Source organism: Hymenobacter sp. BT18 (assembly GCF_012273015.1).
Taxonomy (GTDB): Bacteria; Bacteroidota; Bacteroidia; order Cytophagales; family Hymenobacteraceae; genus Hymenobacter; species Hymenobacter lutimineralis.
On record NZ_CP050954.1, the window covers coordinates 3,901,249 to 3,921,115 of the forward strand.

At 56.0% G+C, this 19,867-nt stretch carries 19 protein-coding genes and 2 tRNA genes; 8 read left to right on the top strand and 13 right to left on the bottom strand.

All coding sequences use genetic code 11. The features are described 5' to 3' along the window. Nucleotides 1-8: 8 nt before the first annotated feature. The 3 genes from HER32_RS16755 to HER32_RS16765 all read left to right on the top strand — a co-directional run bounded on the left by HER32_RS16755 (nt 9) and on the right by HER32_RS16765 (nt 5,321). A complete protein-coding gene (locus HER32_RS16755; RefSeq protein ID WP_168682697.1) occupies nt 9-1,229 on the top strand; it encodes a phospholipase D family protein in 1,221 nt (406 codons plus the stop codon). A gap of 121 nt (nt 1,230-1,350) precedes the next feature. Continuing rightward, nucleotides 1,351-3,855, top strand: coding sequence for an McrB family protein (locus tag HER32_RS16760; RefSeq protein WP_168682698.1), 2,505 nt, complete (start codon nt 1,351-1,353; stop codon nt 3,853-3,855). 5 nt (nt 3,856-3,860) lie between these two features. Next, complete coding sequence (locus HER32_RS16765; RefSeq protein WP_168682699.1) at nt 3,861-5,321, top strand: McrC family protein; 1,461 nt, start codon at nt 3,861-3,863, stop codon at nt 5,319-5,321. Nucleotides 5,322-5,421: 100 nt separating this feature from the next. Here the strand turns inward: HER32_RS16765 and HER32_RS16770 are convergent, their stop codons facing one another. The 12 genes from HER32_RS16770 to HER32_RS16825 all read right to left on the bottom strand — a co-directional run bounded on the left by HER32_RS16770 (nt 5,422) and on the right by HER32_RS16825 (nt 16,226). Continuing rightward, nucleotides 5,422-5,715, bottom strand: a complete 294-nt coding sequence (locus tag HER32_RS16770) for a hypothetical protein (RefSeq protein WP_168682700.1) — start codon at nt 5,713-5,715, stop codon at nt 5,422-5,424. 34 nt (nt 5,716-5,749) lie between these two features. Beyond that, nucleotides 5,750-7,048 (bottom strand): Y-family DNA polymerase, encoded by a 1,299-nt coding sequence (locus HER32_RS16775; protein ID WP_168682701.1) that lies wholly within the window; start codon nt 7,046-7,048, stop codon nt 5,750-5,752. Between the two features lie 79 nt (nt 7,049-7,127). Next, complete coding sequence (locus HER32_RS16780) at nt 7,128-7,598, bottom strand: LexA family protein (protein ID WP_168682702.1); 471 nt, start codon at nt 7,596-7,598, stop codon at nt 7,128-7,130. A 369-nt stretch (nt 7,599-7,967) separates the two neighbouring features. Further along, nucleotides 7,968-9,125: a phospholipase D-like domain-containing protein gene (locus HER32_RS16785; RefSeq protein WP_168682703.1), complete on the bottom strand. Its 1,158-nt coding sequence runs from the start codon at nt 9,123-9,125 to the stop codon at nt 7,968-7,970. Between the two features lie 193 nt (nt 9,126-9,318). Further along, nucleotides 9,319-10,137 (bottom strand): HNH endonuclease, encoded by an 819-nt coding sequence (locus HER32_RS16790; RefSeq protein ID WP_168682704.1) that lies wholly within the window; start codon nt 10,135-10,137, stop codon nt 9,319-9,321. Nucleotides 10,138-10,211: 74 nt separating this feature from the next. Then, nucleotides 10,212-11,201 carry a phospholipase D-like domain-containing protein gene (locus tag HER32_RS16795; protein WP_168682705.1) on the bottom strand — a complete coding sequence of 330 codons (990 nt, stop codon included), beginning with the start codon at nt 11,199-11,201 and terminating at the stop codon, nt 10,212-10,214. A gap of 282 nt (nt 11,202-11,483) precedes the next feature. Continuing rightward, nucleotides 11,484-11,555: transfer RNA gene (locus HER32_RS16800), tRNA-Glu, on the bottom strand. Between the two features lie 14 nt (nt 11,556-11,569). Further along, a complete protein-coding gene (locus tag HER32_RS16805; RefSeq protein WP_168682706.1) occupies nt 11,570-12,952 on the bottom strand; it encodes a hypothetical protein in 1,383 nt (460 codons plus the stop codon). 376 nt (nt 12,953-13,328) lie between these two features. Then, complete coding sequence (locus HER32_RS16810; protein WP_168682707.1) at nt 13,329-14,282, bottom strand: DUF6794 domain-containing protein; 954 nt, start codon at nt 14,280-14,282, stop codon at nt 13,329-13,331. 78 nt (nt 14,283-14,360) lie between these two features. Further along, nucleotides 14,361-14,783, bottom strand: coding sequence for a M15 family metallopeptidase (locus tag HER32_RS16815; RefSeq protein WP_168682708.1), 423 nt, complete (start codon nt 14,781-14,783; stop codon nt 14,361-14,363). Further along, entirely contained in the window at nt 14,767-15,045 is a 279-nt protein-coding gene (locus tag HER32_RS16820; RefSeq protein WP_168682709.1) for a hypothetical protein, read from the bottom strand. Before HER32_RS16820 ends, HER32_RS16815 begins: the two co-directional genes overlap by 17 nt. 827 nt (nt 15,046-15,872) lie before the next feature. Then, on the bottom strand, nt 15,873-16,226 hold the full coding sequence (locus HER32_RS16825) for an SLOG family protein (protein ID WP_168682710.1): 354 nt from the start codon (nt 16,224-16,226) through the stop codon (nt 15,873-15,875). 160 nt (nt 16,227-16,386) lie between these two features. Here HER32_RS16825 and HER32_RS16830 point away from each other — a divergent pair, with 160 nt between their 5' ends. The 3 genes from HER32_RS16830 to HER32_RS16840 all read left to right on the top strand — a co-directional run bounded on the left by HER32_RS16830 (nt 16,387) and on the right by HER32_RS16840 (nt 17,529). After that, nucleotides 16,387-16,686 carry a hypothetical protein gene (locus HER32_RS16830; protein WP_168682711.1) on the top strand — a complete coding sequence of 100 codons (300 nt, stop codon included), beginning with the start codon at nt 16,387-16,389 and terminating at the stop codon, nt 16,684-16,686. Further along, entirely contained in the window at nt 16,676-17,149 is a 474-nt protein-coding gene (locus HER32_RS16835) for a hypothetical protein (RefSeq protein ID WP_168682712.1), read from the top strand. The genes HER32_RS16830 and HER32_RS16835 overlap by 11 nt, the downstream gene beginning before the upstream one ends. Nucleotides 17,150-17,217: 68 nt before the next feature. Beyond that, nucleotides 17,218-17,529 (top strand): DUF3846 domain-containing protein, encoded by a 312-nt coding sequence (locus HER32_RS16840; RefSeq protein WP_168682713.1) that lies wholly within the window; start codon nt 17,218-17,220, stop codon nt 17,527-17,529. Between the two features lie 75 nt (nt 17,530-17,604). Here HER32_RS16840 and HER32_RS16845 read toward each other — a convergent pair whose 3' ends face one another. Then, nucleotides 17,605-18,303, bottom strand: a complete 699-nt coding sequence (locus HER32_RS16845) for a vWA domain-containing protein (RefSeq protein WP_168682714.1) — start codon at nt 18,301-18,303, stop codon at nt 17,605-17,607. 341 nt (nt 18,304-18,644) lie between these two features. Between HER32_RS16845 and HER32_RS16850 the strand changes: the two genes are divergently transcribed. Next, complete coding sequence (locus tag HER32_RS16850; protein ID WP_168682715.1) at nt 18,645-19,529, top strand: RNA ligase family protein; 885 nt, start codon at nt 18,645-18,647, stop codon at nt 19,527-19,529. Between the two features lie 190 nt (nt 19,530-19,719). Beyond that, nucleotides 19,720-19,833, top strand: a tRNA-OTHER gene (locus HER32_RS16855). The last annotated feature ends 34 nt before the right edge of the window (nt 19,834-19,867 follow it).

Genomic DNA, 19,867 nt, shown 5'->3' on the forward strand with positions numbered 1-19,867 from the left:
TGCTATTTATGTCCAAGTTCGTCACCGGCAAAGAGCTAGAAGAAGTCGTGTATGACATCCTCTTCGAAGCCAAACGCCAGCTGCTGCTGGTGTCCCCTTATATCAAGCTCGATACCTACTTCCGCGAGATTCTCGACCGCCACGCCCGGAACCCCGAGCTGGAAATCATAGTGGTGTTCGGCAAGAACGAAGGCAAAGTAACCCGCAGCGTCAGCCGCGCCGACCTGGAATACTTCACCAAGTTTCCCAACGTCACGCTCATCTACGCGCCCAGCCTCCACGCCAAGTACTATGGCAATGAAGTGAAGGGCGTCGTCACGTCCATCAACCTCTACGATTATTCCTTCCGCAACAACATCGAATTCGGCGTGTACAGCGAGAATGCGCCCATTATGGAGAAGTTGTTGGAAGCTGTGAACCGGAAGAGCCTCGAAGACCAATCTTTCGAGCAGGCCATGCGGGTAGCCTCTTCGCACGATGTGGTATTCGCAAAGCGTCCCATCTACAAACAACGGGGCGGGCTGATGTCAAAGATTGTAGGTTCGGCCATGGCTAAAGATTGCCTAGGGGCAGAAATAGTGTTCGATGCGGTAGATGAGTTGCTGAGCAATCGTCCCTACCCGTCCAAGCGCTTGGCCGACATACCTAAAGAGTTGGAGTATCAGCAGATGGTACCGCAGGTGCGTCCCAGCCGCCAGGAGGTAGAAGCCAAACCAGCTCCATTGCCTAGCAACCCCGCTATTGCTCACGGTTCTCATCCCGACCAAAAGGCAGCGCCACTTCAACCTACTGTTCCGGTTCAAGCGCATTTGCAGCCGGATCCTGCTTCTGCAAAGCCAGAAGAAGTACACCAGCACCTTCGCGACTATATAGTCAGCCAAAAGCAAGTGGCAGCTCCTACATCTATTACTACTGCCCCGCAACCTGTTCCTACAGCTGTTGCTCAAGATGCACAGCCCCGTACATTACCAGTAACCCCAGTTGCTTCTCCTGCACCTCAGGCATCCAGGTCCGCGTACCCAGCACGTGCCCGCTCTACTGAGCAGGGCTTCTGCATCCGTACTGGCACCCCCATTCCCTTCAATTTAGAACGGCCCTTTTCTTATCCCGCTTATAAGAGCTGGGCAAGGTTTAGCAACGACGACTACCCGGAGCGCTACTGCCACAAAACCGGCAAGGAGTCCAATGGCAAGACTAGCAAACGAAATCCGATACTAGCATCCGCCTAGTACGCGTGGTCCTCAGAACATAAAGTAGGTATTCTATTCCCTGCCGCCCTCAACATTGTAACCAGAAGTGCATGATCCTGCCACTAATTGAAGTGGCATATCCTGAGCTATTCCTTGATTTATGACAGTATCCGAAGTCAAAGAGCTTGTCCGTACCTGCGGACTTTCCTACAAAGCAGCCACCACAACCCGTAAGACGGATTTTGATAAAGTATTTATAGAGCAGAAAGGCTGGCTCTGCAATCTGGAGGATAAGCTACAGCTGCTTCCCAGCGACGCAGCAGCCCAAGTGCATAGAGTTATAGCTAAGCTCAAAAGCGCTGAATTGCTATTCGCTGAGGATGATGTTGCAGACCTCTCGCGCTTTATAAGTAGCATCAATAATATTGTGTTGGTAGGCAACCGACTCAACAACTTCCGGCAAGGCACGAAGCTCGATGACGGGACTGCCTTGCAACTCCCCAACTTATTCAACCACATTAAGCAAGCAGGTCAGTTACTGGATTGCGCTATTGTGCTGAACAAAAACCTGAAAGCCTTCCTGCCTCACCTTTATTCGGTGGTCAAGCACTGCCAGGATCCGCAGCGTTACCCCATCTTCTATAAGTATTGGCGCAATATCATGCGGGAAGTATATGGCCTTTCCGATGCATATGACGCCATGACTCAGTTCTACCAAGAGCTACCCGAGCAAGACCGGCATCTGTGTTTCGGCAGCTACATGGGCGTTACCGGTATAAACGTAGCAGAAGTTCTTGCGAAAGAACCACTGCAAAACACCGAGAGCGAAGCTGCCATCCGCTACCTACGCGAAGAAGTTCTTAATCTTCACCAATATCAAAAGTTGCTACCCGCTCTGAATACCGCTCCTCGTTACTTCGTTATCGGCTCCAAATATGGAGACAATGCCAATGAGAGTATTCTGCCCCAAATGCTGGAGCGCCGGGTTATTGCTACAGGCTTCGCCCGCCATTTAGACCTTTCAGCGTATTATGGTGAAGAAGAACAGCTCATCGACGAGTATTTAAAAGAGGCAGGGGAAAAGCCCAATGCCAGACAGGCCTTGAAGCGTTTCCTTTCTATCAAGCCTGGAGATTTAATAGCTGTTAAAGCCGACGGCAGCCCCAAGCAAAGCAAGCCTTTCCTATCTATCGTCGGGCTCGCAAAAGTGGTGGAACGAGACGGGAAGGTATACCAGCATGACCCAGGAAAACTCGGGCATGTAATTAATGTCGAGTTCTACAAGTCAGATATATACAAGGAATTTGCGTTAGGAGGATACGGTAGCACGGTGCATGAACTAAAAAAAACCGAGGCTATTGAGACCATTTTCAATGCCGACTATTCCAAGCCAGGAGGAAAAACGGGCCTAGTCACACCACCATTACCACCAGCCGTGCAGCATCCCCTTAACCAGATCTTGTTTGGCCCTCCTGGTACGGGCAAAACCTACCAGACCTTACGCCTCGCTTATGAAATCATCAAAGGCCATGCGCCAGGTAGCTACGATGAAGCAAGCAAGTTCTTCAAGGAAAACCTGTACGATCAAATTGAGCTGGTAACATTTCACCAAAGCTTCACCTACGAAGATTTTGTGCAAGGTATTCGCCCGATGGTAGGCGAGGAAGGCAAGCTGACGTTCACCGAGCACAAAGGAATATTCTATCAAATAACACAACGTGCCCGCGCAAACTGGGAAAGCAACCAACAAAGCCACCTAGCGCACGTCCCATTTGAGACGGTATTTGAAGAGTTTATTCGGCCGCTACGCGAGGAAGAAAGCGTCATTGCCTTAGCAATGCAGTGGCAGGGGTTTTCGTACACCATAACGGGCCTATCCGAGTATAGTATTCGCTACATCAGGAATGGTCAGCAAACGCCTATGGCCACTGGTAGCGTCGAGTACCAGAGCTTTGATAGCTTCGCTTTCGATCCAGCAGCGGAGAAGACACTCAGCCTGGCCACGCTACAGAAGTATTACGAACAAGGCTATGGAGGAAACGCAATAGCGCTTGCTTCCTATTATAAACCCTTGGTTGAAGCGCTGCATGCACGGGCAAAGACCATTACTGTACCTAAGCAACAGCTCAAAAACTATGTACTCATCATCGATGAAATCAACCGGGCCAACATATCGAAAGTATTCGGGGAGCTGATTACCTTATTGGAGCCAGATAAGCGCGTTGGCGGCAAACACGAGCTTACGGTGCGATTATCGTCAGGGGAGAGGGACTTTGGTATTCCCCGCAACCTGTATGTCATTGGCACCATGAACACCGCCGATAAGTCGATTGCGCTGCTGGACATTGCGCTACGCCGCCGGTTTGAGTTCAAGGCTCTGTATCCTGTGTATGCCCAGGACGGCAAGCGCTTCACCCATTCGGATGTCTTCGAGAAGCTCAACGAGCGAATTATCAAGCTCAAGTCCCGCGATTTTCAGATCGGTCATGCCTACTTCATGAATGAGGACGAATCCCTCAGCACAATCCTGGATAAAAAGGTAATACCCCTGCTCTACGAATACTTCCTTAACGATGACAAGAAAGTGGAAGAGGTATTCAAGGGTACAGGCATAGTCTTGGCCATCAATTCAGAAACCGGCCTTTTGCACTACAAGCAAGGGTAAAAGTCATGGACTTCTACCTATACGAATACCGCACCCGTCTTCCACTCGCTACCTTAGCTGAGTACGGCATTTCAGCTTCAGACCTGCAAGCTCATTTGCAGCAGCTGTGGGTTAACCGTCCACGGGTTCCTTTTTGGCGTGCCCCTAATGATGATGGCTCAACCAAGCAGCGCTTCCTGCGCTTCCATGGTGAGGATGGCACAATTAGCGCCCGGAATTACGTGGGCCAAATTCAGATTAACGGGCATACCCTACACCTGTTGCCGAAGGTGTTCTGGCCTGGCAGCGCACCTGCTACCACCGAGCCAAGTGAGCTTAGTTTGCAAGCAATGCACGCGCACCTTTTCTGGTGGTTGCGTTACTCGCATAAGTTGCGTTTTCCCCGAGCACTGGCAAGCTTCGAGGCAGTGCCTACTAGCTTGTATGAAGTACTTATCCTGCTTTTCGCGCAGTACACGCACGAGTTGCTTAGCCGCGCCCACTACCAATACTACCAAGAGGTTAGTGAAGATTTGAACACATTGCGTGGGCAGGTAAATTTTACGGCGTATGCAAGGTATTTCGGTACTGGGCGCGGGCACTATCTACCCTGTACCTACGATTCCTTCCAGCCGGATAACCGCTTCAACCGAATACTCCGATACGTAACAAGCCAACTACTCAATCGAACTACCCAGGACCATACCCGGCACCTACTCCAGGAAATTCACTTCCAACTCGATGAGGTAGCTGATCAGACAGCTACCCTTGCCGATTGCGACCAGGTGCAGCTCTCGCCTTTATTCGATGACTTCAGGGTCGTACTCGATTATTGCCGTCTTTTCTTAGCTGATAATGGTCCTTTGGCTAGTCATACTCCAGATGTCCGGGTGTTTGCTATTCTGCTACCAACAGAAGTTCTCTTTGAAGACTTTATAGAGGGCTTCGTACGCACACATCTAGCTACCCAGTTTCAAGTTCGCTCTCAAACCCGCGACTTGTATCTGGCTGAGGTTACACCCAATGACACCAAGAAGCCCCAAAAGCTTTTTCAACTCCGACACGACCTATTGCTAAGAGCTAAGCCCAGCAAAAAGCACCAGGATTATCCCATCGTAGTAGATACCAAATACAAGCTCCTGCCTATTGACAGTGGCTCTATTGAAGCCAGCAGTGTTGCCCAAGCGGACATGTATCAGCTCGTGAGTTACGCCTTAAGGCGTGGTACACCTTACACCCATCTATTCTATCCAGATTCACTCCGACATCCGGCCTCAGATCCGTTGGATAACCGCTTAGATTACTCAGTCAAAAGTAAGTTGGCAGGTGCCGAAACATTCATAACGATATCAGCTCACCGTTTGCCCATCGTCCTAACCGCTGCTTTTTCTGAGAACTACTCTGCAAGTGGCTTTGGGGAAATACTTCCTGACCATGAGCAAGCTCTACAAGCACGTTTACTAAGTGCTCTTTCAACGGTTTCTTAGCTATACCTCTCTAGACATAGTATTCCTAGGCGAGCCTTTTCTATACCGAAAGTTAGTAACTCCCAAGAATGGAAAGTTAAACCCGGTACAACTTGTTGTGCTAGATGAAACAAGGATGGATAGGAGGGGAATCATCCCCATTAAACGACTCCTCTAGCGCCGTTCGCACCAGCGCATACACTGTCTCCCAGCCCAACCGCACGCTTTCCGCCGGCAGATCCACCAGGTACTGAACCGTCACGTAGTCCACTAAAGCAGGCGTAACTGCTCCCCGGTCAAGGCACGCCGGCAGCGCTAAGCTCCAGGGCTCCTTGCCGGGGCGCAGCAGCTTGATGCTGCGGCCGCCTACCGCGCCCACAATGCGGGCCTCCATTAATAGTCGTGCATTAGCCATGACTGGTTTCTCCTAGCTTCGGGCGTCCTGCGGCTCAGCACCGCACGCCCCACAATTCTTTCCACTTCGTCGTAAACGCGGGGCTTTTCACGTCCCGCCGCATGGCCCACGCTTCGCCCCGCCCAGGAGCAGCCACCATCGAGCCTACCCGCACCATTCCCTTTCCGTAGCGCGTGTTCAACGCATCCATGGCCCGCATGAGCTCCGCCCGTGCCGGCGCAAACCGGCAGGGGTCCTCAAACAACGACCCCTGCCGGTTTGCGCCGGCCCGCTCCAGTCCATCTAGCACCACGCCTGCCTTCACGTAGCGCCGCCCCGGCCGCCAAATGCGCTCCAGCCCCCGCCGTGCCCACGCCGCCAGCACCAGTGTGTCGTCCGTGGCCACCGGTAAGGTCAGCTGCGCCGATAACGAGTAGGGGGGAGGCAGCTGGGCAAACCGGCTCGTCTCCACAAACACGGTGAGCAGCCGGGCCGCCAGGCCTTGCTGCCGCAGCTTCTCCCCGGCCCGCGCCGCGTGGCTGGCCACTGCGCCGGCTATGTCGGGCAGCTCCGTCAATGTCTGCCCAAACGAGCGGGTGCAGGCCATCGACTTGCGCGCCTCGTCTTCCACCACCACGCTCGAGCACGGAAAGCCCCGCAGCTCGTGCAGCAGCCGGGCGCCCACCACCCCGCCCAGGTTTTTGCGCGCCCAGGCGTCCCCTACGCCCGCCAGCTCCGCGGCCGTGCGCACCCCCACGGCGTGCAGCTTTGCCGCCGAGCGGTGGCCCACGCCCCACACGTCCTCTATGGCCACGCGCGCCAGTACCTCCCGGCGCTGGGCCTCATCCTCCAGCAGCAGCACGCCCGGCCCGCAGCCTGCCACCATATCCTGCTTGGCTACGCGGTTAGCCACCTTGGCCAGGGTTTTGGTGGGGGCCACGCCCACGCACACCGGTATGCCCGTCCGCTGCCGCACTTGCCCGCGTACCTCGCCCGCCCAGCGGCCAAGGTCAAAGTGCCGGGTCATGCCCGCCAAATCCAGGAAGGCCTCATCTACCGAATACACCTCCACGGCCGGCGCCACCTGCTGCAGGTACCACATCACGCGCCGGCTCATGTCCCCGTACAGCTCGTAGTTCGAGGAGCAGGCTACCACCCCGTGCTGCCGGATCAGCTCCTTCACCTGGAAGTAGGGCTCGCCCATTTTCAGCCCCAGCGCCTTGGCTTCCTGGGAGCGGGCCACAATGCACCCGTCGTTGTTGCTGAGCACCACCACCGGCCGCCCTTCCAGCTCCGGCCGAAAGACCCGCTCGCAGGAGGCGTAAAAGTTGTTGCAGTCGACCAGGCCGAACATAACGGAGTAGGGTAGGAGTAGATGGAAAAGAGAAGAGGAGATGCACCAGGGCAGGCACGGCAGAGAATGGCTCGGGCGTCTAGCTAACCGGGCGCACGTAGCTCAGGCCCCGGCGGCCTTCCCCCACCAGTGGGTGCAGCACGGCCACCACCACGCCCCAGATGTGTAAGTCGTCGGCATTGCGCACGACTATGGGTTGGTAGTCCGAGTTTTCAGCTACCAGCTCCACCCGGTTCGGGTATTTCTGCAGGCGCTTCACCGTATGCTCCCCCGCCACGCAGGCCACCACAATGTCTCCGTCCTGGGCGCGCATGCTTCGGTCAATGGCCAGCACGTCCCCGTCGTGGATGCCCGCGCCGGTCATGCTGTTGCCCATGGCCCGCGCCAGAAACGACGCGTCCGGGTGCCGCAGCATCAGCCGGTTCAGGTCCACCAGTTCCGATTCATAATCTGCTGCCGGCGAAGGGAAGCCGCACGAGAGCAGCGTTCCAAGAAAGGGAATAGGCGCCTGTCCCGGAGCCACTTCACCTAGTAAAATCACGTTTGCCATAAGCTGCTTGTTTGCTTGTTATGGCAATTATACGGTATTGCTAATAAAATTAGTTTATATAATGTCAAAAAAATTAGCAAATGTGAGCCTGCTGTGTCAAAATAGCTTGCTTATGTGCAAACTTGTTGAGCCCTTGTGCAAAGTCTGTAGCGCCTTCGCTGGGGCCTATGCCACTGCTATAGTCTTGTGCAGTGGACGCATTTAAGCGTGCCCAAGCTTTGCGCTCATTACCTACCACCAACTGGTCTATACCGGTAAGCTTAATCAGATGCTATGCCCGAAATCGAGTACCTGCCCCGTGTCATACGATTGCAGTTGCATCCGCAAACACTCATCAGGTTGCTCATTGCATTTGATTGCCTAGCAGCCTTAGCGGAGGAGGATTTGTGTTATATCATCTAAGTCGTGCAAATCACGAACATCAGTTGATAATCGCTCAAACACTTCTTTCGCAGCTTGTGCGTCCTTACGTGCTTCCAAACGATTTGAGCGCATGCCTGCTCGTTCAACATAGGCCCGTATTAGCCGCATATCATCGCTGCCGGCACGGTGAAGTTTTATCTGGTTACTGGCAATTTGGATAACTTCAGTAGCTACTTTATCCCCTAGACTTTCACGGCCCCAATCGTCTAAAGCACGACATTTGTTGAAGTACCATGTAGAGACGCTTGGCTCTTGCTGAATGCTACGGTCAAAATAGCTAATCGCCTCCTTGTAGTTTTTCAGACCACTAAGCGCTAAGCCTACTACGTTCCATACGTCAACATTGCGCAGCCCTAGCCCCTCGGCTTTATACCCGGCATCAACAGCTTCTTGTAGCTTGCCTGTGCGGTAGTACACACTTGCAAGTGCTAAATGAGCTTCGGCACCAGTAGGTTGAATACTCAGAGCTTGTCGGGCATAGTTCGTAGCATCGTTATATTCCTTTTGGCAATAAGCTGCGTCAGCAGCTTTAACTAATTGCTCATAAAGACCTACCTGCTTTGATTCTGCTTTTGCTTGCTCCCGTAACTGTAGTTCGATTTTGACTTGCTGCTCAATGACAGTACCAGAAGTGGGTGGGAAAGCAGCTACGGATTCTGCCACATTGATTACTTCTCGCCCTTGCTCAAGCAGTACCTCAAACTCCTGACGAAACACCCGTATCAGTTCAGGCTCCTGGCAGAGCAGTATATTCTCTCGGTTGCGCTGCGCCCCGTACGTCCAGTTATAAGATCCTGAAATCAATACTGAATTGTCGACAAGGCAGAACTTATGGTGCAAGGCGGGATGGTCAGCGGCAACGAATAGCGTAGCGCCTTTATTCAACAATTCTTGCCAAGGCAAGCTATGGGTTATATTGAAGTTGATAAGGTCATTACGGATAATGACCAGTACAATTATTTCAGCACTAGCTTTTGCCAACAAGGCATCAAATAGCTCCCGGTCGGTAAACCACGCAACGGCAACCCTAATACTGGTAGTTGCTTTCTCTATTTCGCTTTTAATCCGCGGGCTGATGTCTGTAAGGCAGGATTCTGTTGGCATATAATTCAGACAGTATTGAGCTAGCTTAAGATAGGCCTCGTATCCGCTCTGCACCAAATAACTTCCGCTGTTCACAGCCTATTAAAACAAGCAAAGAGGTTTGTCGGATAACAAGGCAGACGGTGTTTACATCATGGGCTTTGGTTAACAGAGCAAGGGCCAGCTATAGTTACGGCGCTACTAAAGTGCGGTCCTACGCACTCGCTGTACGCAAGATCAATGCTCGCAACTCCGGAAGACTGAGCATCTTCTTAGGATACCGATGCACCATGGAATGACAGTTGGCGCACAGTACAGTCATGTCCGTCAGTGGGTTGACTGCCAGCATGCCGCCCGTACTGGCTATTGGGTTCAAATGGTGTACATGGATGTATCCCCGACCATGCTCTCCATACACTTTTTCAAAATCAAAGCCACACCCTTTACAGATAGAGCCGTGTAGCTGCAGGGCCCGGGCCCGCAACCGAGGGTTACGTTCGTAACGGGTACCATAGACCTTGCGGCCCGTCCCATCTTCAACAATGGTTTCGTAGGCCTCTGCCGCCCCTTGCTTGTCATCATTCGTCTCGGTCGGCACTACGCTCGCTGGTAGTACCACTAACCCGCTGGCTGCAATGATTCGGTCAAATACTTCCTGGCTGCAGGGCCGTACGCCGTCCCGCCAAAAGTTGCTGGCCCTCGATTCTGGAATAAGCTCCAGCGTTTCTTTCGTGACTGGATTACTAGCGGGTACCGGGTGCTCAAAACTCCGGTAATGAAGGATTTCACAAAACTGGTCACCCTTCGTGCTATTGGCGTCCGGCGTAATCTTCCCTACTTCTGCCACCCCGAAGTAGTAAGGGTTCTTATCTAGTCTGACTTGGGCAAACCGACTGTCTCGCTGTTTTCCCTTGTAGTAAATGACCGGTGTGCCTGGCTGTAAATACTGCAGGTACCGTCTCGGAAAATGGTAACTTTCCCCAGTCGCATCATTCCATTCAGACTCGTCGTTTTCGACAATAATTACGGGCATCTTATTGCTAGATAAATGAGAAAGTGGCGGCCTGCGACAAGCTGACTACCACGATTGAAAATTGTGCCTGTGGCTTAAGCTGGGGAATTATCCTGATTAGGTGCTAACTCCGTAAGGCCTGCTGCAACCCCGGCCTTTTTAGCCGCTTGGTGTTCCTTTAAACTGGCTTCGTAGGCAGCTTTTTGAGCTGCTCTCTCGGCGCGTTTTGGCGCATAAACAGCATCCTTAAAATCTCGGACGTTTAGCACGAAGGCCGCTACCGCATCCAGCAGGGACTTCTTTTCTGGTAGCCGCAGATTATCTAGATAGGTAGTAGAAAGCCGAGGTTTATAGTCGGCACAGACCGTAGAATAATAACCCGACGGTCGTATATCCAAGCGAATATCAAACTGCTCACTTGTAAAGTGCTGCCCCCTAAGTTTCTCGAAAGCAGTTGCCTCTTCACCCGAGACAACTGCCGAGAGTGAAAGCCGATTTGCTCCTTTGTCTAAATGCAGATAGAAGGAGTTTTCCACCGATTGAATTTGGATGGCGTTGTTCTTGAAGAAAACCCGCGTACGGCTTTCGGTACAGCCTCCCAAGTAGTTCTCCAGCACTACCGTAAACTTTTCCTTGCTCAGGTACAGGTCGTCTTCATCTGGGCGCTCAGTCTGCTCCAGCGGTACGATGTATCGTTTAACGTAGTCCTTTAGCTCCTGCAGTTCAGCCTCCGTATCAAGCTTGCACCCAATTTCCAAGGATTGAGCATTCGAGCTGCTAAGTAAGTTCAGAGAGGAAATTAGGCCACCCGTTTCATTGAAGTAAAACTTGGCGTGCAGGTTGGCTATCAGGCGGGGCTTAATTCCTATTGCCTCTAGCTCTTCCCAACTGCTAGCGTTATCAGGGTCGTACCGCACAAAGGCCTTAATTTTCACCCCCCGGCGCTGTGCGCTGGTGAGCGCCGCTGTAAGACGTACCCATTGGGCCAGACTTACATAAGGCGAAACCAAAACCAGGTATTCATTAGCGGAATGAATAAGATTTAACAATTCACTGCTGATGCTATCAGGGGGTAGAATCTTCATGATAGGGGGCTGAAAAGCGTATAGATTCCTCTTGATAAGCGCTGCTACCGACAATGTGATAAATATACTTTTCCTGACAACGCTATGCGCATAAAAAAAGCCCCTGACGATGACGCAGTGGCTTTCATACTAACTAACCTAGCCCTGGAACGATGGCTGGGCTTGCTTGCCCTCTCAGCCTTCATCAAACGGGCAAAGGAACTGCTTTGATAGCAGGGCTCGAACCTGCGTCCACCCGGTCCTAGAGCCGGGCGCTCTTCCGCTGAGCTATACCAGAGTTTGGGATGAGGGCAGGGCTCGAACCTGCGACCAACCGGGTGAGAGCCGGAAATTCTTCCACTGAACTACCTCATCCTGTACGCGTCCACTTAGTTTAAATCGGGCCGGAGCGGTTGGACGTTCTTCCCAGAAAAATACCGGTGGCGTTTCAAGACCGCGGCAAGATACGGATTGCCCACGCTCACTCCGTGCACCAGCTCCGGGGTGGGTTGGAACGGCACGGTTCCGTGCGGCCGCGGGGCTATCCATCCCGACTTCTCCGGGTTCAGCCCGGCTTGTTGGCAGGCTGCTTCCACCTGCGCCTTGGTGCACGTCGCGGTGCCGGCAAATACTTCCCATGGCAGCGGTAGCGCCGCCCACACCTGCGTGTTCGGGTCAAGCCCCTGTCCGGCGCTGCGGTGCCAGGCGGCTACGTCACCCGCCATCAGGCGCAGGGCTTTGCCAAAGCACATGTCGTCCAGTACGAACTCCATGCCCAGCGCGTAGAGCAGGTTCATCCAGTTGTCCCGGGCCTTGTTCCACGAGCCGGCCGCGGCGTTCCAGGTAGAGGAGTCATCCCCCCGTTTAACAATCATCGATTCGCGCTGGAAGGTGTTCTGCGCCCATACTTGCCGGAGGTACTCCGCGAGTTCCTGCAGCAGCGTTGTCCACCGGCCCAGCAGCTGACCTTGCTGCTCACCGGATAGCTGCGAGAGTACCGTGGGAGCTGGGTACACGTGCGCAATAGCCCACCAGTTCGTCGTCGAGCTTGGCGGCACCGGCGCTGCGCCAAGCCAACGTGCCGCTCTGGAAGGCGAATGCCCCGCACACCGCTGAAACAGCATATCGGCCACTTCGTCGTAGGGGCGCTGCTGCCCACCGATGGTAAACTCGCTGCGCAGGTTGCAGCGGGCGGTGTAGTAGGCAATGAAGGCGGCGCTGTCCAAATCTTGGGAAAACGCCTCGTAGCTCAGGTGGTGGGCAAAGCCGTGCTTGGCTACCTGTTCTAGCTCCAGCTTGCGCCACTCCGCCAGCAGAGTGGCTAGCTTCTCTTCCAGGTGTCGCACCGTGCGAAACAGCTTGTTGTACTGCCGCTTCGACAAGTCCAGCCCCGCGGCTTGGCGCGCCGCCCGATCCAGCCGATCCGTGCGGTAGTTGTTTTGCCCGGGCTGCTTTCCGATCAGCGGGTTCACTTGCCGCAAAAAGGCTTCTACTTCTTCCGGAGCCTCGTAGCCCTGGGCAGGAGAGGGGGGCAGCTTAAACAGCTCCGCTGCCTTGTGTACCTGCTTGCCGGCGCCCACGGGCGAGCGAAAAGCCTGCAGCATGGCCGTATACTGCCACACGCTGCGCCGCACAGAATGGTTGGCGGCTTTGCGTAGCGTGGCCGTTTGCTGAGGCGATAAACGGTCCTGGAGTATGTCCAGGAGGAGGTCGGCCACGTCTTCGGGCCGGCGGCGCTGCCGCAGGGTGTGGTATAGCGGCTGTAAATCCAAAGGAAGCAACTCAGGCAATAGTGAAAGGTGGAGAAGTCAGGTAGCTTCTCCTTGACAACGTCAATAACGGGAATTACCACGTTCCAAGCCAGCCTTACCCGCTCGCTGAAAACGGGGTACGTTTGAAGTTTGAATTACTGCCTGTATCGAACATCCTGCTTACGCGGCGCTATATGAAAACCGCGCCGCCAAGTTTCAGCTGCAAGCCATGCCAGGCTGTTGCGCCGACCGTCAGAAGTGCCGGTAGCTTGGTCGGGACCACGTTGTTGCTTTTCAAGGCAGGCCAATAAGCAGGAAGCTGCCAACTGCGCCTGCCGTCCTTGATGAGCCTGTTGCTTCGCGCTGAAAGGGGAAGGTGCGTTGGTAGTACGTTACGCTACCATGTTTCCGGGCCCGTGGCGTCGAAATCATCGATGGCACGCTTGCGTAGGAACCGTCTGTAGGGCTTCGTATAGTCCTTTCGCCGGGTCTTCTCTTTGACTGGCGGAGGTGGCGGAGGGACTGGCTCCTCCTTGGTTTCTGAGGCTTTTGGCTGTCGGTAAACCTGCAGGGTGCTTTCCTCGGTAGGCTGGCCGTTCAGGTAATGGTGGTAGCGGACCAGGATAACTCCCGACATGTGGTCTGGGTGGTGAATGCCCAGGCCCTCGAAGTAGGTTTGCAGGCGGGAGCCGCCCCACAGGCCCCAGTTGTTGCGCAACCAGCGCCCGAGGCCCATGTGGTACTCACCCAGCCCCGAGTCAGTGTTGGCCTGCTTAAGCCGATACCGTACGCTGTCCGGTAGCATACGGTCTAATTCGGTAAAGCACTCCGCCAGGTTTCGGGGAATGTACACCCCGTCAATGGAGTCTGCCAGGAGGTTTCTTGCGTGGATTCGTTCTGCTTCTCGGGCCAGCGAGTCTCGCTTCGTGACAATCCGGCCCGCTTCCACCGCAATGTCAAAAGGCTGCTGATTCAGGTGGCGCCAATAGGAGAGCAGTACCAAATAATTACGGTCTTGCCACTCGGAATAATCCCACTCGTCGCTAGTCAGTCGCAAATGGCCGTTTAGGTACCGAACAAATCGGCTGGGGGTGCCGGCTGGGTCATCGTCCCATTCCCCAATCAGGAAGATGCCACTTACATGCTCAAAATCCCTTGGTGTAAGCCCCTTGAATTTAGCTTTTGCTTTCGCGCTCAATGCTTTGTCCAGCTGCTCGTTGGCCTCCGGCAAGTCCCGGGGTATATAGAACCCATGTTCGTTTACTGATGCCGACTGAGCCCGGCAGGTGCTGCTACCCACCAGGAAAACATAAATAAGTAGCAGGAGCGGGACCTGTTTCAGGTAAGGCATAAGGGAAGGAGAGGATGCCAGGTCAAGAAAGCAGGGTGACACGGCGTGCCATATAAGCTGTAAAGCTAAAAGACCAGCTCACACCTCAAAGTGCGGCCGGTCCTTAAAGCTTTTCCAGTCGCCTCCCCAGCGCACTTTTGAGCTGGCTGCCTTCATCAGCTGGGCAAACCGCCCCAATAGCTTTGCCGACCAGCTCACCTGTCCGTCTCTGAGCAGAAACGCTACGTCCACGGCCTGCGCGGGCACGGAGTTATGCCGCGACTCACCCCCGCGCTTATACGTCACTACCTTGCCCGGCTGCGTCCGCCCCTGGGCGTACAGCACCTCCTGCTCGGCCGAACTGCGGTAACCCGTGGTTACAATGGGCCGCCCCAGCTTCGCTAGCTCGGGCTGCAGCTGCCAGGCCAGCAACGCTTTAGCGAAGGCTGCGCGCAGTATCGGGTGCACCTTGGCCAGCCGGGCTGCCTGTTGGCTGGCCTGCGCATTACTGAGCCGTACCATGGCCCGCTCCCTTGGCAAGCTCCCCAGCCGTACCCAACGGCAACGCGTCCGCCGGCATCTTCACCACCGTTTCCGGCTTCTGCATAGCCTTGCGCACCGTGGCCCAAATCGTGACTATGGCCACCAGGGCCTGAATGATAAGATGACCGTACTTCTCCACGGTGCTTGGGTCCGGTGGTACTAACCCATTGTTCACAACCTGCCCCAGCACTGCCGCCGAAACGATGTGGGTAAGATGCCCTGCTTTTGAGCTACTAAACATGACGGTATTGCTTTGTTAAAACTTGTTTGACAAATATACTTTTATTCAAACTAATTATACAAAGGTTAGGCCGAGTCCAATAGGTTTATTTTTGCACTTAAAGAGGGTAAACGCTTTAAGGAGCTTCCGAAAACCTACACTTTGCTACGGGCTTGAGTCGGGCTGTGTAGGAAGCACTGTACTCCCGCCCTGACGCACTCCTTCCACTGGTCGCGCCGTTTCCAACCCTAGGCCGATTCTCCCGCAACGCCTGATGCTGCAACCCTCCCCACGCTGTCCGGCCCCACCTTTAGGGCGCCACCGAGCAGCTCCCAGGTCAGCGCCCGGCCCTTCGTTTCGCTCACCCCACCAACCCCCTCATGCTCCACGGCAGGCCCGGCCTCCACCGCCGCGCCGTTGCTCTTGGCTTCCACCGCTCCAACCGACGCTTGCCCTGCCCATAGCCTGCCGCACCGCTGCCAGGCCACGCCGGGGCCAAAATAGCCCCTGCGCCGCCTGTTCGCTGTCACCTATCCATCCGCCCCGGCGCCGGCTGCTGCCTGCCTCAGCACCTAGCCACCGCACGCAGCACCCCGCGCCTCTACCCACCACCCGATAAGGCCCGCTTCGCGGCGAGCCCATTGGGGAGGCCCCCAAACCCCCGTACTATGCTCCGCTTCGCTCTGCATGGCCTCGGGCTCCGCGGCCGAAAAAGCCGCTACCCCCTCATAAGGCCGGCTTCGCCGCGGTCTGTTGGGGCACTCAGGCCGTCCCCCAAGCCCCAGGCCAAGGCTTTTAGCGGGGCAGTAGGCGGCCGGCCGGGTCCATGGGGCGCCGCCGGTACGGGCCTAGTCCAGGGGCAGCAGCTCGTAGGGCTTGCCCAGCCGGCGCGCGGCGCGTAGGGCGCTCAGCGTGCCTTTGCTGCGGCCGTCCCATACGACCAGCACCAGGTCCGCCTGGCGCACTATTTCGACGTTGCGCACGTGCGGGGCTGCCGTAGGGCCGTGGGTGGCATAGTCCGGCCGCAGCTCCAGCAGCGGCACCCTGTTCGCTTGTGCCCAGGTGGCGGCCAAGCTATCTACGCCCGTCGCTCCGCCGCTAATCAGGCGCGCCGGCTCCAGTTCTACCAAGCGTTGTATCAGTGCCGTGCAGCTCCGGATGCTGCGGCTGCCTACCACGGCTATGTTTTTGTGTTTTATCATTATTTAAGATAAGGAATATATTGACTATTTGGAAGCAAATTAGTTTGTCAGAGTAGTTGTATAAGTGAAAAGTATTTTGCATATTAGGTGTGTAGTCGAGCAGCATTCGGCTACCCCCTTGAGCGAGTGCTCCGGGGCTCACGCCTAACCCATCCAGGTCATGCTTATCACCCAGTTTCAGCAGTTCGCCGCCCGTGCTTGGCGCGGCTTGCCTCTCGCCGGGCCGGCGCCCTTTGTAATAGCCCTAAGCGCTTTGCCGCACTGCCCGTCCGTGTATGGCGTCATCCTGCCCCAGTCGGGTGGGCAGGCCTATGTGGAGTTCGGGTCGTGCCCGTTTCAGGTGCTCGAGGCTGCCCTCATGCGCCTGAGTTGCCAACACCACGCGCAGCGCGATGAAAACCTGGCTGAACTGTATGCTGCGGAGCAGGCATACGCTAATGAGCCTTGCTATGCAGCGTAAGTCTCCTTCCGCTCCGGCTGCCCCGCTGCCGGGGCCCGCTCTGCCCGGGCTGGAGCCCGCAGCCTTGCGGCTGCTCGCTTGCTGCCGCCAGTACCACGGCCAGGCTATCGGCCTTTCCCAGCTGGCCCGCCGTGCCGGCCTGGGCCGCGAGGAGTGCGGCGAGCTGCTGCACGAGCTTTGGCTATGCGGCCTGGTCTGGTACCGCAGCGCCACCGAGCCACTGCTGGCCCCCGCGCTACGCGCTACCACGTGGCGCGCGGTGTTGCTGCATGCCACGGCCACGCCCTGGGCAGTAGCCCGCCAGTACCCGGTTTCCGCCGGCATCTGGCAAATGGAATCAGCCGCCACCGGCTTTGCGACCGAGAAAGCCGCTGCCCGGCATGCGGCTTCGCTCAACTACGCAGGCGGGCTTCCGCCTACTCCGCCCGCGGCCCCGCCTGCTATGCTAACCCAGGCAGCCTAGCGGCTTTCCCGCCCGCCGCGCCTGCGGTGGGCGGGAAAGCCGCTACGTCATCATTAACGCTATTCCTGATGAAAGCCACTAGCACTTTTCAACCCAAGCTACTTGATCCAAACAATCCGGTGCCGCAGCCCATTACGCCGCGCAACGGCCGCCATTTCAAGCTGGCCGAACTCTACGAGCTGCTGCAGTGCGACCTGGTCGACGTGATTCGCCTCTCCGAAGAGCTTATCCTCATTATCGACGATGAGGGCAAGTTTAAAGAGCCTTGTCAATACAATCTGCTGGCAACCTACCTCTGGTATCAACACCAGCCCGCTGCTCGTGGCCACGACTATGTTGTCGGCCGGGTGCTGCTTTGCCATACCAAGCAGTTCCGCTAAGCCTGCCCTCACGCCTAACCAGGCGAAGGGGCCGTCCACCCGCGCCAAATAGTCCCTGAAATCTACGGCAACCGGTTACGTCCGGGGCTCATCGGCGGCAGGAGTGGGGCGGGTCGGCTGGTCATCATCAAAGTAATCCGCCTTGAACCGACCCGCTAGTAGCTCATCTTTTGACTTCAGGTTGTAGCTGCGCCGGGCCACCCGCTCCCGGGCAAACATCACATCCATGGCCTCCTCGTTCTGGTTAAAGGCCAGCTTGTTGTCAATAGCCAGGGCCCCGGCAGCTTGCTCCACGTCGTGGTTGGCCCCAATGTAGGTGAACGTCCAGCCCTGGTCCTTGAGCTGCTCAATCAGCTGGCGGATAACAGGCCGGGTAAATTCCTTTGAGGCATTTTCTTCCCCGTCCGTGAGCACAGTTACCAACACCTGGTAGTCTGTTGCTCCGGTTGTAGTCAAGACATTGCGCAGCTTGCTTACGCTTTGGCCAATGGCATCGTGGAGCGGGGTCATCGAGTCCGGGCGGTAGTCGGCCAGCGTGAGCGGGTGGAGCGCGCTGGCCTCCTGCAGAAACAGCTTCTCGCGGATGCCCGCCCCGTTGAACGTGGTCAGGTTCACCACCTGCTTTTTGTCGGGCAGCTCCCGGGCCAGCCCCTGCACCGACTGTACCAGTTCATTAAAGCCCCGGATGGTGGCCTCGCGCACGACTTCCATCGAGCCGCTTTCATCCAGGATCAGCAAATTGTACACGGTAGATAAGGGCGTCTGTTGGGACATGCAAGTAGGGTTTAGGGTAAGAAAATACGACCATTTTACCAGGCCGCTACATGCTATAATTTACGCATTTATGGCCGCATACCCTAGGGATTGGGTTAGTTGTAAGGTGTTATTTTGCGCTGATTATCAAGGGTATAAAAGTATGCTCGCAAAAAATAGGCCCCAGGTAGGAAGCGGCTTTTTCGGGCTGCATCCAGGGGCTTAGCGCGGAGCTTAGATACGCTCACCCTGGTACGCCTTGACGCTCGCAGGCAATCAACTTCGCTGCCTGTTTGAGCGCCCGGCCCACCCGCGACTCGGCGGCTTTTTTCAGTAGCTTCACCCCGTTAATCTATAAACCTATGCCACACTCCACCGAAAGCCACGCCCGCACTACTGCGGCCCGCTCCCTGGCCCAGCTGAATACGCTTACCAAGTATCCTTCTATCCTCACGCTCCATGCCCTCGGCGACCGGGGCCGCCTCACCGCCGACTTCACTACCCCAGCCCTGTTCAGCCAGCCTCTAACCGCTACTGAGAAGATCGACGGCACCAGCGCCCGCCTGCTGGTCTTTGCCGATGGTTCGTACGTGGTGGGCTCCCGCGAAAACCTGCTTACCGTCAGCGGCGACCTGCTGTTTGACCCCGCCGTGGGCATCGTGGAAGGGCTGCACCGCCTGGTTTTCCCACACTATGCCGACGAGCAGGGCTACTTGCCCCGCCTGGCGCACGGCGCCGATGCGGGCCAGCCGGCGCCGCTGACGGTCCTGTTCGGCGAGTTCTACGGGGGCAAGGTGACGAGCAATTCCAAGCAGTACGGCCCACCCGACCAAGTCGGGTTTCGCGTCTTCGACGTGGCCGTGTTCACCGACGACGCTGCCTTGGCCACCCAGTTGCAGGCCGATGTGCGGGACCTATCCACCTGGCGCGAGTACGAAACCCCGACCGGCATGCGCTACGGCCAGCCCTTCCTCTCGGAAACGGCCTTGGCTGCTTACCTGGCCCAGGTAGGCTTGCCCGCCGTGCCCCCGCTGCCGTCCTACACTGCATCGGCCGACTCCTCCACGCACGAGAGCGTGCTGGCCTGGTTGCGGGAACATGTTCCCCATACCCAGGCAGCTCTGCCGGGCCAGCCTGCGCCCGGCCGCGCCGAAGGGGCCATCCTGCGCTCCGCCGACCGCTCCACGATTGTCAAAGTCCGCTTCGAGGATTACGAGCGCACCCTCAACCAGCGCGGGAAAGCCTAGTTCGGGGCGCGGCTGTTCCAGCGGTGGAATATGCTGCAAAACACTCCTATCTTGCCGACCTATTCACCGAAACGGACACAGCCTAGAAAAAGCCAGGTCAAGAGTTGCTTACTTCTCTTCCTGTCCCGAATCAGCAGCTCAATTACCTGGTTTTTTCTGGTGTTCCTTTCGAGCTGAATTAGGTCCTTCCGAAGCAGTAGCTCAGGGGTAGAGCATAAAAATCAGCCCTGGAATTACCCGAAAGGGTCAACCGGCGCTTACTTCCACACCTTTAGGGTCGCTGGTTCGAATCCAGCCTGCTTCACTATCCTCCTCAACCGCGGGCTGACAATCATAGG